The following is a 16,466-nucleotide window of genomic DNA, read 5'->3' as shown; positions in this document are numbered from 1 at the left end:
CTTTTTTATCATCTCTGGAACACACACAGTCCGTGTGCAGGTCCCGGCCAGACAGCCGTAATCACTGGGTTATCCTCTCCAGCGAATGGGGGAATGGCACGCCACTCCCCAGCAGGTAAAACAATCTCTGTTACCTCAAGCGTGGCGTTTATTGCGATCAAGAAACGATCCGAAAGCAAAATTTGCAGCTGCTTTGGCCCGTTCTGCCACTCATCCGAGCTTAAAGATTGAGCATATCGATTCAGCCAACGGACATTGCCGTCGCCTTCTTCCCACCAGCGATCCTCTGCCAAAGCAGGAATGCGCTTGCGCAGATGGATTAACGCGGCGGTAAACGCGGTTAAGCCACTGCTTGCTTGCGACCAGTCCAACCACGTTAGTTGGTTATCCTGACAGTAAGCATTGTTATTGCCATGCTGGCTGTGACCGTGTTCGTCACCGGCCAGTAACATCGGCGTACCCTGGGAGAGCAACAACGTTGTTAACAGGGCGTGAATGCTGTCGCGCCGCCGTTCAACCAGATCAAGAGTACCGCCTAACCCTTCTTTACCATGATTGTTACTGTAATTGTTGTTGGTTCCGTCGCGATTTTCTTCTCCGTTTGCTTCATTGTGTTTATGGTTAAAACAAACGCAGTCGCGAAGCGTAAAACCGTCATGCGCTGTGACCAGATTAATCGCAGCACTCGGCAGACGGCCATTACGTTTAAAAACATCGCTGGAAGCAGCAAAACGTCCGGCAAACTCCCCCAGCGACAGGTTATAGTGCAGCCAGAAGCGCCGGGCGGCATCGCGGAAATGATCGTTCCACTCGGCAAACAACGGCGGGAAATTCCCCACCTGATAGCCGTCAGGCGCGATATCCCACGGTTCGGCAATCAGCTTCACTTGCGAAAGTACCGGGCAATTCTGAATAGCCGTAAACAGAGGCGCATCCTGACGAAACTCCGGCGTTCGCCCCATGACTGTAGCGAGATCGAAGCGGAAGCCATCAACATGACAAGTTTCCACCCAATAGCGTAGACAGGCGCTGGCGTACTCCACCACAGCTGGATGGCTCAAATTGAGCGTATTGCCGCAACCAGTCCAGTTGTGATAATCGCCGTCTTCTCTTATCCAATAATAGCTACGGTTATCGATCCCGCGCAGGGAGAATAACGGGCCGTCGAGATCCAGTTCCGCACTGTGGTTGAGAACGATGTCGAGAATGACCTCAATGCCCGCTTTGTGCAGGGCTTTGACTGCATCGCGGAACTCATCCAACGCCGTGTCGGGCGAGCATGCATACGCCGGATGCAGTGCAAACAGCGCCACCGGGTTGTAACCCCAGTAGTTACTCAACCCCATTCGTTGCAAGCGCGGCTCACTGGCAAATTGCGCTATCGGCAGCAGTTCCAGTGCGGTAATGCCCAACTGTTTTAAATAGTTGATCATCACCGGATGCCCCAGGGCTTTATAGGTTCCACGGATCTCGACCGGGATCTCCGGGTGCAAGTAGGTTAAGCCTTTGACATGGGCTTCATAAATGATGGTACTGCCCCACGACGTGCGCGGCGGGGCATCATCTTCCCAGTCATAGTGATCCACGACCACTACGCATTTCGGCGCAATAGCAGCGTTGTCGCGATAGTCAGGATCACTATGCCCGGCGTGCAGCAGCGGGTTATCTTTAAATTCCCCGACAATTTGCCGCGCGCAAGGATCAATCAACAACTTCGCCGGGTTAAAGCGATGCCCCATGGTGGGTTGCCATGGGCCATGAACGCGGTAACCATAACGCAAACCCGGGCGCGCATCCGGCAGATAACCGTGCCAGATGTCACCACTTCGTCCTGGCAAATCATACCGATGTTCGATGCCCTGAGCGTCAAACACACACAGCTCTACCCGTTCGGCATGAGCGGAGAAGAGCGTGAAGTTAACGCCCTGGCCGTCGTAATGCGCGCCAAGAGGAGCGGGATTGCCAATGGCAAGTTGTGTCATTATCCCTCCCGAACCAGCCAGATAGTGGCCAGCGGCGGTAGCGTAAGGCTTAATGAATGCTGGCGACCGTGGCTGGCGATCTCATCACTGTGTACTGCGCCGCCATTACCGGTATTGCTACCGTGATAGTGCATGGAATCCGTATTGAGGATTTCACGCCATTTACCCGGCTGATTAATGCCAAAGCGATAATCATGGCGCGGCACCGGCGTAAAGTTACTGGCAACGATAATTTCATTACCCTCTTTATCACGGCGAACAAAAATCAGCACCGAACGTTCATGGTCATCCACCACCAGCCATTCAAAGCCATACGCGTCAAAATCCAGCTCGTGCAATGCTTTGTGATGGCGATAAGTGTGGTTCAGATCGCGCACCAGACGCTGGACACCGTGGTGCCAGTTGTCGCCGCCTTCCAGCAGGTGCCAGTCAAGGCTGGCGTCGTGGTTCCACTCACGCCCTTGAGCAAATTCATTGCCCATGAACAGCAGTTTTTTGCCTGGGAACGCCCACATCCAGGCATAGTAGGCACGCAGATTGGCAAACTTCTGCCACGCATCACCCGGCATTCTGTCGAGAATCGATTTTTTGCCGTGTACCACTTCGTCGTGCGACAACGGCAGGACGAAGTTTTCAGTGTAGTTGTAGAGCATCCCGAAGGTGAGTTTATCGTGATGGTATTGACGATAAACCGGGTCGAGCTTCATGTAGTCCAGGGTGTCGTGCATCCAGCCGAGGTTCCACTTGTACCAGAAGCCGAGGCCGCCGATATCCTGCGGACGAGAAACGCCAGGGAAGTCAGTAGACTCCTCCGCCATCGTTACCGCGCCAGGAACTTGCTCACCGATAATACGGTTGGTATTGCGTAAAAATTCAATCGCTTCCAGATTCTCGCGTCCACCAAACTCGTTGGGGATCCACTCGCCCTCTTTACGGCTGTAGTCGCGATAAATCATCGACGCCACCGCATCGACACGCAGCGCATCAATACCAAAACGTTCAATCCAGTACAGCGCGTTACTGACAAGGAAGTTACTGACTTCACGGCGACCATAGTTGTAGATCAGCGTGTTCCAGTCCTGATGATAGCCTTCGCGCGGATCGCTGTGTTCATACAGATTTGTTCCGTCAAATTCGGCAAGTGCAAAGTCATCAGTCGGGAAGTGCCCCGGCACCCAGTCAAGAATAACGTTCAAACCGGCTGCGTGTGCGGCATCAATGAAATAGCGGAAGTCATCGCGAGTACCAAAACGGCGAGTTGGCGCGTACAGACCCGTCGGTTGATAGCCCCAGCTACCATCGAATGGATGTTCGTTAATTGGCAGCAGTTCGAGATGGGTAAAGCCCATCCATTTAGCGTAAGGCACCAGTTGATCGGCCAGCTCGCGATAACTTAACCAGAAGTTGTTGTCGGTGTGACGACGCCAGGAACCCAGATGAACTTCATAGATAGAGATTGGCGCATCAAACTGATTCGCTTTTTTGCGCTCTTCGGTCTGCACGACCTTTTCAGGCAGTCCGCAAATAAGGGAAGCGGTTTCCGGACGCATCTGTGCTTCAAAGGCATAAGGATCAGACTTCAAACGCAGATTGCCATTGGCATCAATCATTTCGTATTTATAGAGCTGACCGTTGTGCGCGCCAGGGATAAACAGTTCCCAGATGCCGCTCTCTTTACGCAGGCGCATCGGATGACGACGACCATCCCAGTAGTTGAATTGCCCAACAACCGAGACTCGGCGGGCATTGGGTGCCCAGACAGAAAAACGCGTGCCGGTAACGCCATCCATGGTATCTGCGTGTGCGCCTAAGGTTTCATACGGGCGCAGGTGAGTACCTTCAGATAACAGCCAGGCATCCATTTCCTGAATTAAAGGGCCAAAACGGTAAGGGTCATCAATAAGATTCTGCTGACCATGCCAGACAACAGCCAACTGATAGCGGAAAAAATTCTTACGTCGTGGAATGACGCCGCTGAAGAATCCACGAGAGTCGAGACACTCCAGTTTAGCGACTTTGCGTCCGGTTTTTGGTTCAATCACCCACACATCGGTGGCGTCAGGTAAAAGGGCACGGACTTCCAGTCCTGCTGTAGTTTTATGCATTCCCAGTACGGAAAATGGGTCTGCAAAATGGCCTGCAATTAGCGCGTTTATCACGTCTCTATCGATACGAACGGACATGCTTGTCTTCCTGTTTTATTGTGTCACCCCATCCAACTGATTTTTGACATCTGGTTGTGACATTTTTTTGACCTGAACGGCGCAGCACTCTGTGCATCCTCTCTGCGTCGTCCTCCCTTCAGGTAAGGCAGTGAATACTCATGTATTCTGCCACCCTTAAAGAATAGCCAATGCTCTATCTAACTCCCGGTAAATCATGAAACATCTGCGCTTACTCCTGTATTACGCACTAAAAGGGGCGGCATTGCGCCCCAGATTTAATGAATAAAGATTACGCCAGTTGACGAAGCATCCGGCGCAGCGGCTCCGCTGCACCCCACAGCAACTGGTCACCCACGGTAAAGGCTGACAGAAATTCTGGTCCCATATTCAGTTTACGCAGGCGGCCTACAGGCGTGGTCAGCGTGCCAGTAACGGCTGCTGGGGTTAGCTCACGCATAGTGATTTCCCGATCGTTTGGTACGACTTTCGCCCACGGATTGTGAGCCGCCAGCAGTTCTTCCACGGTCGGAATCGATACATCTTTTTTCAATTTGATGGTGAATGCCTGACTATGGCAGCGCAATGCTCCGACACGCACGCATAAACCATCTACCGGAATCACAGAAGATGTGTTGAGGATCTTGTTAGTTTCCGCCTGCCCTTTCCATTCTTCGCGGCTCTGACCGTTATCAAGCTGTTTGTCGATCCACGGAATCAGGCTACCCGCCAGCGGAACACCAAAGTTATCCACCGGCAACTCGCCGCTGCGGGTTAAGGTCGTGACTTTGCGTTCAATATTGAGAATAGCAGAGGACGGGGTTGCGAGTTCATCCGCCACATGACCATACAGTTGGCCCATCTGGGTTAACAACTCCCGCATATGTCGCGCACCACCGCCGGAAGCCGCCTGGTAGGTTGCAACGGAAACCCAATCAACAAGATCATTGGCGAATAAACCGCCTAACGACATCAACATCAGGCTTACGGTACAGTTACCGCCCACAAAAGTCCTGATGCCTTTATTTAATCCGTCAGTAATGACGTCCTGATTGACTGGGTCAAGGATGATGATGGCGTCGTCTTTCATGCGCAGAGACGATGCTGCGTCAATCCAGTAACCTTGCCACCCGTTCTCACGGAGCTTTGGATAGATTTCGTTGGTATAATCGCCGCCCTGACAGGTTACGATGATATCGAGGGCCTGCAGCGCCTCCAGATCAAAGGCATCCTGGAGTGTGCCGGTAGTACCGCCAAAGGACGGTGCAGCCTGACCAGGCTGGGAAGTCGAAAAGAAGACAGGGCGAATGGCGTCGAAGTCGCGCTCTTCAACCATGCGTTGCATGAGAACGGAGCCGACCATACCGCGCCAGCCGATAAAACCAACATTTTTCATAAGCGTTTTTTTCCTGCAAAGATGTGTGCTGTATATATGTGCCGGTGTCCTCGTGGCACATCTTTCACCATACAAAAAGCAGCCAAAGTCGCAAGTGAAATTAATCAATGATAGCGAAGCAATCAGTAATGCGACTTATCCTGCTTTCATAGCACGCAGAAAGTCCAACGCAATTATCAGGGAACTTGAGTTATGAATGAAATCATTTCTGCAGCAGTTTTATTGATCTTGATTATGGATCCGCTCGGAAACCTACCTATTTTTATGTCCGTACTGAAACATACTGAACCGAAAAGACGTCGGGCAATCATGGTGCGAGAGTTGCTTATTGCTCTTCTGGTGATGCTGGTGTTCCTGTTTGCGGGTGAGAAAATTCTGGCATTTCTTAGTCTGCGGGCGGAAACCGTCTCTATTTCTGGCGGCATCATTCTGTTTCTGATTGCCATTAAGATGATTTTCCCCAGCGCATCGGGAAACAGCAGTGGGCTTCCGGCCGGTGAAGAGCCATTTATCGTGCCATTAGCCATTCCGCTGGTCGCCGGGCCGACGATTCTCGCCACGCTGATGTTGCTGTCTCATCAGTACCCCAATCAGATGGGGCATCTGGTGATTGCCCTGCTGCTGGCCTGGGGCGGCACATTTGTCATCCTGCTGCAGTCATCGCTATTTTTACGTCTGCTGGGCGAGAAAGGGGTGAATGCACTGGAACGCCTGATGGGATTGATTCTGGTGATGATGGCAACCCAGATGTTCCTCGACGGCGTTCGGATGTGGATGAAGGGGTGACGGGGATAATTTCTCGAAATGAGCCCGGTAGCGTCAGAACTACCGGGCGAACAAACTTAACTCAACAGCTGGAACGCAATCATCCCGACGATAGCACCGACAGTGCCAAGGATGGTTTCCATCATGGTCCAGGTTTTCAGCGTTTCGGCTTCGGTCGCGCCGGTAAATTTACCGAACAACCAGAAACCAGCGTCGTTAACGTGGCTGACAACAATCGAACCACCGGCGATACAAATCGACAACGCCGCCATTTGCGCACCGGAGTAGTTCAGTTGTTCAATAACCGGCATCACCAGTCCCACCGCCGTTAAGCAGGCAACGGTGGCAGAACCCTGAATGATGCGCACTGCAGCGGCCAGCACGAAGCAAGTGATCGCAATCGGCAGCCCCATCCCGGTTAACGCTTCGCCCAGTGCCGGACCTACGCCAGAATCAACCAGTACCTGTTTGAACACGCCACCTGCACCAATCACCAGCAGAATGATTCCCGCCGGTTGCAGCGCGTGACCGCAAATCTCCATCACTTTGTCTTTCGGCATACCCTGACGCATCGCCAGACCATAAATCGCCACCAGACAAGCAACCAGAATCGCGGTAAACGGATGACCGATAAACTCGAACCATTCATAAGCGGTAGAGCCTTCCGGCACAAAACGCGCGGCAATGGTTTTAAGACCTACCAGCACCAGCGGCAGCAGGATCAGCGACAGGCTGAATCCGAAAGATGGCATTTTTCCTTCGCCGAGATGCGGTTCGCTGATGTCGTCAGGAATATGCAGTTCCACGTAGCGGCTGATGAAATTACCCCACAGCGGCCCGGCAATAATCATTCCCGGAATTGCCGCACACAGGCCAATCAAGATCATCCAGCCAAAGTCGGCGTTCATCTGCGATGCCAGCAGCATTGGCGCTGGCCCCGGCAGTAAGAACGCCGCCGCTGCCGCCACACCGGCGAATAACGGGATAACCAGTTTCACCAGGTTCGTGCCGGTATGGCGCGCCATTGAGAAAGCAACGCTAATCAGCAGAACAATCGCCACTTCAAAGAACAGCGGTAGCGCACAAACCAGCCCAGCAAGGCCAATGGCATAATGAGCGCGGCTGTGGCCGAAGGATTTGAGCATTTTGACGGCAATCTGATCGACTGCGCCGGTTTCATGTAAGATCTTGCCAAACATGGCTCCCAGAGCGACAACCACCGCCAGGAAGCCGAGGGTGCCTCCCATCCCTTTTTCCATCGTCGCTGCGATTTTATCGAGCGGCATACCGGAAAAAAGGCCAGCCCCCATAGACACCACCATCAAAGCCAGGAAAGCGTGCATACGCGCCTTCATGACTAAAAACAGCAGCAGTAAAACAGACCCTACTGCTGTTAAAACAAGCGTTAATGTACTCACTACTTATTTGCCTTTTTTAATAACCTCAATGGTGCTTGCCACAACACCTTCCAGTGGCTGATCGATATCCACCACCAGTACATCGGTTTCGTCCGCACCCGGTTCCTGCAGCGTTTCAAACTGCGTCACCAGCATTTGGGTTTTAAAGAAATGGCCTTTACGCGCTTTCAGGCGGCTTTCAATCACATCAAAATCGCCTTTCAGGTAGATGAAAGAGAGATTCGGATTACCCGCGCGTAGCAGGTCGCGATAGTGCTTTTTCAGTGCAGAACAGACGATCAGCGACACTTTATTGGTGCGCTGCATGGCAAACGCGGCGTCGTTCAGTGCCTGTAACCACGGTTTGCGATCGTCATCATTCAACGGTTCACCGGACGCCATTTTTTCGATATTGCGACGCGGATGGAGGAAATCGCCATCAAGAAACGCGGCATGAAGTTGATGCGCCACTTCACTGGCGACCGCAGATTTGCCGCTGCCCGATACGCCCATCAAGACGTAAATGTGGTGATCATGGTTAGTCGTGCTCAAAGTGGTGCCCCCACAATACAAGAATTAAAAATGTTACGGGTAACTGTTATCGGTAACATTGTCCAGCCGGACAAAATCAGAAGCAATATCCATCCGTGCCTTAAGTGTATAAGTGTGAGCTACTTCAAATTTGTGAGCTTAAATAGATCCGCCCGGTGACAAGGTGAAACCTAAATCTAACATTTTCGGTGTCACTGCTTCGCCACGAATACGCGCCAGCAGGCGTTCAGCGCCAATGCTGCCCATCCGCTCACGCGGTGTCAGCACACTCGCCAGCCGTGGCTCCATCACCTGACCAATATCGTGACCGTGGAAACCGGCAATCGCCATATCGTCAGGAATTTTCAGCCCCAAACGCTGACATTCAAACGCCGCGCCGACAGCCAGGTCATCGTTGGTACAGAATACGCCATCCAACTGCGGATATTCCCGCCGCGCCTGGCGAATCAGTTCAATACCTGAAGAGTAAGAAGAAGATTGTTCAACCATCACGCTATATGGCACCAGGCCTGCATCCAGCATCGCCTGTTCGTATCCCTTCTGTTTGATGATAGTACGTTCGTCGAGACGTGCGCCGAGATAGGCAATGTGACGATGCCCGCGAGCAATAATGGCGGTGGTCATCTGGCGTGCCGCTTCAAAGTTATCAAAACCGACGGCGATATCGAGGCACGGTGATTTACTGTCCATCAGTTCCACCACCGGAATACCTGCCACTTCAATCATCTTTAAGGTGCGCGGCGTGTGGGTACGTTCGGTGAGGATCAGCCCGTCGATATTCCAGGAGAGCATCGATTCGAGACGTTCTTGCTCCATTTCCGGTTTATAACCGTAGTGCGCCAGCATAGTCTGATAACCGTGCGCGTCGGTGACGCTTTCGATGCCGCGTAATACTTCCGCGAAAACCTGGTTGGTGAGAGAAGGTAACAGGACGCCAATTGCCCGGCTGGTAGCATTTGAGAGGATATCGGGCGCGCGGTTGGGAATATAACCCAGTTCATCAAGAGCGGCGGCAATCTTGCCGCGTAAGGCGACGGAGACCTGCTCCGGGTTGCGTAAAAAACGGCTGACCGTCATTTTGGTCACGCCTACACGGTCAGCCACATCCTGAAGTACGGGTCTTTTCTTTTTCATCGTCCTGAAGGGTACAAAAGGGATAGATTCCTTTAGTTTACCACGGACGCATCACAACCTTCCTGATTCCTCAGGAAGGTTTGTGAGATAAATTTAGACTGGCGGTAAATCGAACAGCAGGATTTCACTGTCGCTATCGGCGTGGACGGAGATTGCCTGCTCATCCCAGATTGCCAGACCATCGCTGGTAGAGGCTTTGACACCGTTAATGGTGACATTGCCTTTTACTACCTGGATCCAGACGCGGCGTTCAGCGGCAATCTGATGTATCGACTGCTCATCTTTTACCAGCGCCCAGCGGTAAAGTTCCATATCCTGATACACTTTCAGCGAACCATCACGCGCATCCGGCGAAAGAACCAGCTGTTTGCCCTGCACGGCATCAAAGCGACGCTGTTCATAACGCGGCGTAATCCCATTTTCTTCTGGCATGATCCAGATCTGATACAGATGCAGACGCTCGGTGCTGCTGGGGTTGTACTCTGAGTGACGAATACCCGTACCCGCACTCATTATCTGAAACTCGCCCGCCGGAACATGCTCTTTATTGCCCATGCTGTCCTGATGCTCAACAGTACCTTCCAGCACGTAGGTCAAAATTTCCATATCTTTATGTGGGTGAGTGCCGAAGCCCTGCCCTGCTTCAATCACGTCGTCGTTAATCACGCGCAGCGCGGAGAAGCCCATAAAATTCGGATCGTAATAGTTGGCAAAAGAGAAAGTGTGCCAGGAGTCCAGCCAGCCATGATTTGCATGACCACGTTCATTTGCTTTGCGTAAGTAGATCATTTGTATTCACCCCCTGAATGTTTTCGATGGGCTTAGTGTGGACCCGATCCGCCGGGGATGATAGAGGGTGAAAATTGACCCCTCTTTTCAAAAAAATTGAACTATTCGAGGAGCCATCAAACTTACTTCGCGAGAGTCACTGTGGAGGGAGAGACTTGTTCAAAACCGCGTTCAAGGATTTCCAGATTAGTAAGAACTTCAGATTCCTTGACGTAATTTGGTGCACCGGTGGTGATGGTTTGATGCAGCGCATCGTAGACGCGTCCGTAATCTCCCACCTCCGGCGTCATCTCTTCTCTTACCGTCACGCCCTCGTCATTGACATACTCCAGCACACCGACCGAATCATCCGCTGCGAATCCCGGTTCGCCCGGCATAATATTAGCCTTCAGGCTGGTTTCCTGCTGGTCGATACCGTATTTAATAAATGTACCTTTCTTACCGTGAACGATAAATTTCGGATAATCGATTTTCACCAGATGGCTGGTTTTGACGATGGCTTTCAAATCACCATAAAACAACTGCGCTTCAAAGGTGTCGTCCGGATTGGCTTTATTACGCAGGCTGCGAATGTCGTAAGCCACATGATCCGGGCGACCGAACAGCGAGATAATCTGGTCGAGGGTATGCACGCCAAGGCCATAAAATGCACCATCTTGCGGCAGCCCCGGTTTAGTTTCTGCCACCGGGCGGTAGTAGTCAAAATGGCTTTCCACTTCAACAATCTCCCCCAGCTTGCCGCTTTCAATCGCTTTTTTCGCCGTCAGGAAGCAAGAATCAAAGCGGCGATTCTGATACGGCGTGACGGTCAGCCCTTTGCTTTTTGCCAGCGCAAACAGCTCTTTCGCCTGCGCAAGCGTAGGGGTGAACGGTTTTTCAACTAGCACATTTTTCCCGGCTTCCAGCGCGCGCTTCGCGTACTCGAAGTGGCTATCAGCGTGAGTGCAGACGACAACCAGCTTAACGTCAGGATCGTTTAATACTTCGTCGAGATCGCTGGTGAAATGGATATGCGAGTAGACAGGAGCCTGTTCTTCCGGCTTCGCATGGCGGCGGAAAATATGCGCGACATGCCAGCTATCTTTGCGGTTAAGTACATACGGCAGATGGTAACGGGTGGTGCTTTTGCCGAAGCCAATAAAGGCGCAGTTAATGACCATGATTTCGTCCTTTTATAAGGTGGTTAGTTACACCTTAACGCAAAGCGGACGTGGTTCCTATGCCTGTGCTTCAGTACGTCAGATTGTTGGCAAAGTGCACTTTGATCATGCCGGATGCGGCGTGAACGCCTTATCCGACCTACGGTTCGGGCACAGGATTGTAGGCTGATAAGCGTAGCGCATCAGGCAATTTTGCATTTGTCTCAACACGAGCACTTCCCGTGGGCAAAATAGCAAGTCAGCCTGGCAGGAACGAAAGCAAAAAAAAAGCCAGCACCCGGCTGGCTAAGTAATACTGGAAGCAATGTGAGCAATGTCGTGCTTTCAGGTTCTCCGCGAGGGTCTTCCTGATCGCGAGACAATAATAATCATTCTCATTCGCACTTGTCCAACACTTTTTGCAAAAAAATGCATTTGACTCGCATTTGAAAGTCAATGATGTTGAAAGGGACATTTACCCCAAAGAGGACAGAGGAATGAGTGAGATAGTGATACGCCACGCTGAAACGCGCGATTACGAGGCCATTCGGCAAATCCACGCCCAGCCGGAGGTGTATTACAACACGCTACAGGTGCCTCATCCTTCCGATCATATGTGGCAGGAGCGACTCGCCGATCGTCCCGGCATCAAACAGTTAGTCGCCTGTATTGATGGAACCGTCGTGGGTCATCTCACCATTGACGTGCAGCAACGCCCGCGCCGCAGTCATGTTGCCGATTTTGGTATCTGCGTCGACTCCCGCTGGCACAATCGCGGCGTCGCCAGCGCCCTGATGCGAGAGATGATTGAGATGTGCGACAACTGGCTGCGGGTAGATCGCATTGAACTAACCGTGTTTGTCGATAACGCCCCGGCAATTAAGGTCTACAAAAAATTCGGCTTTGAAATTGAAGGGACTGGTAAGAAGTATGCTTTGCGAAATGGTGAATATGTCGATGCGTATTTTATGGCGCGGGTGAAGTAAAGAATTTGCAATCTAAGTTGGTCATTTAAGCCCTCACCTACCGGGAGAGGGCTTAAGATATTAATACCCCGCCGTTAAATCATCCACTGAGCGCGGGTCGGATGCCCCATACAACTCACCGTCCGGCCCAACCATAATGCTTTGTGTACTGCCCATCGCCTCTTTCAGCGCCACTTTCTGACCTTTTTCTTCCAGCAGCTTGAGCGTATCCGGGCTAAATCCTTTCTCGACGCGCAGCTCGTCCGGTAACCACTGATGGTGGAAACGCGGCGCATTGGTCGCTTCGGCAACGTTCATTCCATAATCGATGCTGTTCACCACCATTTGCAGCACGGTGGTGATAATCCGGCTCCCGCCTGGGCTACCGGTAACCAGCCAGGTTTTACCGTCCTTCACCACAATCGTTGGCGACATTGACGACAGCGGACGTTTGTTCGGCCCGACGGCGTTAGCATCACCGCCCACCAGCCCGTAAACGTTCGGCACGCCCGGTTTGGCGGAGAAATCATCCATCTGGTTATTAAGCAGAATACCGCTCTCGCCCGCGACAATCCCCGTACCGAAGGTGGTGTTCAGCGTATAGGTCACCGCCACCGCGTTACCGTCTTTATCCACCACTGAGTAATGGGTTGTTTGATTGCTCTCATAAGGCGCAAGTTTGCCTGGGCGAATTTCGCTGGACGGTTTCGCTTTGTTGATATCAATTTGATCGGCAATGGATTTGGCATAGGCTTTATTGGTCAGCGCCTGCCACGGCACTTTGACAAAATCCGGGTCGCCAAGATATTCCGAGCGGTCAGCGTAGGCGTATTTCTCAGCTTCAGCCATGATTTGCATCGCGTCGGCACTGCCAAAGCCGTATTTCTTCATATCGAAGTTTTCCAGGATATTGAGGATCTGCACGATATGAATCCCGCCGGAGGATGGCGGTGGCATGGAGTAAACCTGATACCCGCGATAATCGCCGCTTATTGGTGTGCGTTCGACCGCTTTATACGCCGCTAAATCCTCTTTGGTAATTAAGCCGCCGTTTTTCTGCATCTCCTGGGCAATCTGTTCCGCTATCTTGCCTTTGTAGAATTCGTCCGAGCCGTTTTCAGCAATCATCTCCAGACTCTTTGCCAGATTCGCCTGTACCAGCCTGTCGCCCTTTTTCAGCGGTTCACCCTCTTTCCAGAAGATAGCCTTGCTGTTTTCGTGATTCGGCAGCACTTCACTGCCGTAGGTTTTGAGATCGTCGGCCAGCGCGTCGTTAACGATAAAACCATCACGCGCCAGTTTAAACGCCGGTTGCACCACTTTGTTCAGCGGCATAGTGCCGTACTTCTCCAGCGCCAGCGAGAAGCCTGCGACCGTGCCAGGCGTACCGGAGGCCAGATGCGAAGTGAGTGATTTTTTGCTGTCCGGATTGCCCTGGTCATCGAGAAACATATCGCGGGTCGCTTTGGCGGGTGCCATTTCGCGGAAATCGATAGCGGTTGTATTGCCATCCTTAGTGCGGATCAGCATAAAACCGCCGCCGCCCAGATTCCCCGCCTGCGGATGCGTTACCGCCAGCGCATACCCTACTGCCACGGCAGCATCAACGGCATTACCACCTTCTTTAAGGATATCCACCCCCACCTGAGTGGCAGTAGCATCCACAGACGCCACCATCCCCTGCTTCGCGCGCACCGGATGGAAGACATCTTCCTCCACGCCATACGAGACCGGCGGCGGCGCAGGTGGCGCGGCAACAACACTAAAACAACTTCCTGAGAGCAGAGCAGCAATGGCCACCCGGCGTAAAAACGTCGGTTTTATCATCGTTATTCTCCAGTTATGTGTGGGGCAACCCCAGCTAAGCCTGGTATATAACTCTGAATTAATCATCGTTTTGCCGGGAAGCGAGTAAACTTAAAGGATATCTTCAGAGGAGGATACGCGATGAAACGACTTCTGCTTTTGACGGCACTCCTGCCGTTCGTCGGCTTTGCACAGCCCATTAATACTCTGAACAACCCTAACCAGTCGGGGTATCAGATCCCCAGTCAGCAACGGATGCAAACCCAGATGCAGACCCAGCAAATCCAGCAAAAAGGGATGCTGAATCAGCAACTGAAAACGCAGACGCAATTACAGCAGCAACATTTAGAAAATCAGATTAACAGTAACTCGCAGCGGGTATTGCAGTCGCAGCCGGGGGAGCTAAATCCCGCCCGGCAGCAAATGCTGCCCAACACCAACGGCGGGATGTTAAACAGCAACCGTAATCCGGATAACTCGCTGAATCAGCAGCATATGCTGCCGGAGAGGAGAAACGGCGACATGCTGAATCAACCCAGCACGCCGCAGCCTGATATTCCGTTGAAAACTATTGGGCCGTAAAGTTCGGATCAATCACGTCAATCGCATCGGTACAAATGCAATCCACGCCCCAGCGCAGCAACTCTGCCGCGCGCTGGGGTTTGTTGACGGTATACACCAGAATCCGTAATCCGGCGTCTTTCAACTGCCTCACTCGCGTTTTATCGAGCAACTTATGATTGAGATGAATAGAGACGCAGCCCAGCCGCATAGTCAGTTCTCGCCAGTCGTCGCGCCACTCATCAAGCAACAAACCGCGCGGCAGTTCCGGTGCAGCCTGTTGTGCAGCTTCTAAAGCATCAATCTCAAACGATGACAGCAGCGGCGGCGTCATAGCAGTCCAAAGTTCACGCGCCGCCAGCGCCACCATTTTGCCCGTTAATGGCTCAGTGCCCGTGGTGGGTTTGATTTCGATATTCGCCATCATCCCGTGTTCGCGGCAGCGTTCCGCCACCTGCGAAAGCAAGGGCAGCGGCTCGCCTTTAAACGCTTTGCTGTACCAACTGCCTGCATCCACGCGCAGTAAATCCTGCCAGTTTAGTTCGCCTGCTACGCCCCAGCCGTTGCTGGTACGCTCGAGATTATCGTCATGGAGCAAGAAGATCTCGCCATCTTTCGATAACTTCGCGTCAAATTCGATCATCTTATGACCGTATTTTGCCCCCACATCGATTGCCGCCAGGGTGTTTTCTGGAGCCAGTTTACCGCCGCCACGATGGGCGACGATGCGAGGATAAGGCCAGTTACTCATACTCGTTGTCCTGTTTCACCATCAAAAAGATGTAGCTGATTTTCCGACAGATGCAGCCACAGCGTACTGCCTGCCGTCGGGCGCTCCTGATGCGCCAGTCGTACCACCAGCTTCTGTTCGCCCCAGCGTCCGTGCGCCAGGTTATCTGCGCCGAGGATCTCCAGCGTGTCCATCACCAGCGGCACGCCGCCTTCTGCCTGCGAGCTTAACGCAATATGTTCCGGGCGAATACCGAGGGTCATTTTACGTCCGGCATACTGCCGGTAGCCACCGTTTAGCGGCAGCGCGATACCGCCGTCCAGTTCGAAGTACGTGCCTTCGTTATTCACGCGGCCTGTCAGCAGGTTCATCGCTGGACTGCCGATAAAACTCGCCACAAACAGGCTGGCGGGCTTTTCATACACTTCAACCGGCGTGCCAATCTGTTCGGCAACGCCGCCGTTCATCACCATCACCCGCTGAGCGAGCGTCATCGCCTCAACCTGATCGTGAGTAACGTAGAGTGAAGTCGTTTTCAGGCGACGGTGCAATTGCTGCAACTCAAGGCGCATCTGCACGCGCAGCTTGGCATCAAGGTTCGAGAGCGGCTCATCAAACAAAAATACCGCCGGATCGCGCACAATCGCGCGCCCCATTGCCACGCGCTGGCGCTGCCCGCCGGAAAGCTCACGCGGGCGGCGCTTAAGCAGGCCGTCCAGTTCCAGAATGCGTGCCGCTTCTTGAACGCGCTCGGCAATTTGCTGCTTGCCCATGCCGCGAATTTTCAGCCCCCACGCCATGTTTTCTTCGACGCTCATATGCGGATAAAGCGCGTAGTTCTGGAACACCATCGCAATCCCGCGATCTTTCGGCTCCATTTCGGTCACACGCTCATTGTTGATCCAGATATCGCCTTCCGTTACCCGCTCCAGCCCGGCAACCATGCGCAGCAGCGTGGATTTCCCGCAGCCAGACGGCCCGACCATCACGATAAATTCGCCATCCGCCACATCAAGGGTCAGCGGTTTAATGACCTGGGTTTTGCCATCCCAGCTTTTGGTTACTGCCTGTAATTTCAGTCCTGCCAT

Annotated in this window: 14 protein-coding genes; 3 read left to right on the top strand and 11 right to left on the bottom strand. The window is 52.7% G+C overall.

Annotation, left to right across the window (positions count from 1 at the left end):
* Positions 1–8: 8 nt before the first annotated feature.
* From glgX to asd, 3 genes are all read right to left on the bottom strand, one after another.
* Complete coding sequence (glgX, locus tag FC814_RS02315) at positions 9–1,982, bottom strand: glycogen debranching protein GlgX (RefSeq protein ID WP_137325452.1); 1,974 nt, start codon at positions 1,980–1,982, stop codon at positions 9–11.
* Positions 1,982–4,165: a 1,4-alpha-glucan branching enzyme gene (glgB, locus tag FC814_RS02310; RefSeq protein ID WP_137325451.1), complete on the bottom strand. Its 2,184-nt coding sequence runs from the start codon at positions 4,163–4,165 to the stop codon at positions 1,982–1,984. Before glgB ends, glgX begins: the two co-directional genes overlap by 1 nt.
* Before the next feature lie 271 nt (positions 4,166–4,436).
* On the bottom strand, positions 4,437–5,540 hold the full coding sequence (gene asd / locus FC814_RS02305) for an aspartate-semialdehyde dehydrogenase (protein WP_000799967.1): 1,104 nt from the start codon (positions 5,538–5,540) through the stop codon (positions 4,437–4,439).
* A 192-nt stretch (positions 5,541–5,732) separates the two neighbouring features.
* On the opposite strand from asd, the gene yhgN reads away from it, so the two are divergent.
* Positions 5,733–6,326 carry an NAAT family transporter YhgN gene (gene yhgN, locus FC814_RS02300; RefSeq protein ID WP_001002547.1) on the top strand — a complete coding sequence of 198 codons (594 nt, stop codon included), beginning with the start codon at positions 5,733–5,735 and terminating at the stop codon, positions 6,324–6,326.
* Between the two features lie 56 nt (positions 6,327–6,382).
* Here the strand turns inward: yhgN and gntU are convergent, their stop codons facing one another.
* The 5 genes from gntU to FC814_RS02275 all read right to left on the bottom strand — a co-directional run bounded on the left by gntU (position 6,383) and on the right by FC814_RS02275 (position 11,337).
* Positions 6,383–7,723 carry a gluconate transporter gene (gene gntU / locus FC814_RS02295; RefSeq protein ID WP_000105942.1) on the bottom strand — a complete coding sequence of 447 codons (1,341 nt, stop codon included), beginning with the start codon at positions 7,721–7,723 and terminating at the stop codon, positions 6,383–6,385.
* Between the two features lie 3 nt (positions 7,724–7,726).
* A complete protein-coding gene (gene gntK / locus FC814_RS02290) occupies positions 7,727–8,254 on the bottom strand; it encodes a gluconokinase (protein ID WP_000108328.1) in 528 nt (175 codons plus the stop codon).
* Positions 8,255–8,392: 138 nt separating this feature from the next.
* Complete coding sequence (gene gntR / locus FC814_RS02285) at positions 8,393–9,388, bottom strand: gluconate operon transcriptional repressor GntR (RefSeq protein WP_000730250.1); 996 nt, start codon at positions 9,386–9,388, stop codon at positions 8,393–8,395.
* 93 nt (positions 9,389–9,481) lie between these two features.
* On the bottom strand, positions 9,482–10,177 hold the full coding sequence (yhhW, locus tag FC814_RS02280; RefSeq protein WP_000639800.1) for a quercetin 2,3-dioxygenase: 696 nt from the start codon (positions 10,175–10,177) through the stop codon (positions 9,482–9,484).
* A 122-nt stretch (positions 10,178–10,299) separates the two neighbouring features.
* Positions 10,300–11,337, bottom strand: coding sequence for an oxidoreductase (locus tag FC814_RS02275; protein ID WP_000236320.1), 1,038 nt, complete (start codon positions 11,335–11,337; stop codon positions 10,300–10,302).
* A 476-nt stretch (positions 11,338–11,813) separates the two neighbouring features.
* On the opposite strand from FC814_RS02275, the gene yhhY reads away from it, so the two are divergent.
* Positions 11,814–12,302 carry an N-acetyltransferase gene (gene yhhY, locus FC814_RS02270; protein ID WP_137325450.1) on the top strand — a complete coding sequence of 163 codons (489 nt, stop codon included), beginning with the start codon at positions 11,814–11,816 and terminating at the stop codon, positions 12,300–12,302.
* Positions 12,303–12,362: 60 nt separating this feature from the next.
* On the opposite strand, the gene ggt is transcribed toward yhhY, so the two are convergent.
* Positions 12,363–14,108, bottom strand: a complete 1,746-nt coding sequence (gene ggt, locus FC814_RS02265; RefSeq protein WP_085461345.1) for a gamma-glutamyltransferase — start codon at positions 14,106–14,108, stop codon at positions 12,363–12,365.
* Positions 14,109–14,228: 120 nt separating this feature from the next.
* Between ggt and FC814_RS02260 the strand changes: the two genes are divergently transcribed.
* On the top strand, positions 14,229–14,669 hold the full coding sequence (locus FC814_RS02260; RefSeq protein ID WP_000826139.1) for a DUF2756 family protein: 441 nt from the start codon (positions 14,229–14,231) through the stop codon (positions 14,667–14,669).
* On the opposite strand, the gene ugpQ is transcribed toward FC814_RS02260, so the two are convergent.
* Both ugpQ and ugpC read right to left on the bottom strand, forming a co-directional pair.
* Positions 14,656–15,399, bottom strand: a complete 744-nt coding sequence (ugpQ, locus tag FC814_RS02255) for a glycerophosphodiester phosphodiesterase (RefSeq protein ID WP_137325449.1) — start codon at positions 15,397–15,399, stop codon at positions 14,656–14,658. The two genes, FC814_RS02260 and ugpQ, sit on opposite strands and share 14 nt — an antisense overlap.
* Positions 15,396–16,466, bottom strand: a complete 1,071-nt coding sequence (gene ugpC / locus FC814_RS02250) for a sn-glycerol 3-phosphate ABC transporter ATP binding protein UgpC (RefSeq protein WP_137325448.1) — start codon at positions 16,464–16,466, stop codon at positions 15,396–15,398. The genes ugpQ and ugpC overlap by 4 nt, the downstream gene beginning before the upstream one ends.

Origin of the sequence: Escherichia sp. MR (genome assembly GCF_005280595.1) — a bacterium.
In the GTDB taxonomy this organism is placed as follows: domain Bacteria; phylum Pseudomonadota; class Gammaproteobacteria; order Enterobacterales; family Enterobacteriaceae; genus Escherichia; species Escherichia ruysiae.
Note: the sequence above shows the minus strand (reverse complement) of the source record. Positions and strands in the feature narration are given on the sequence as shown.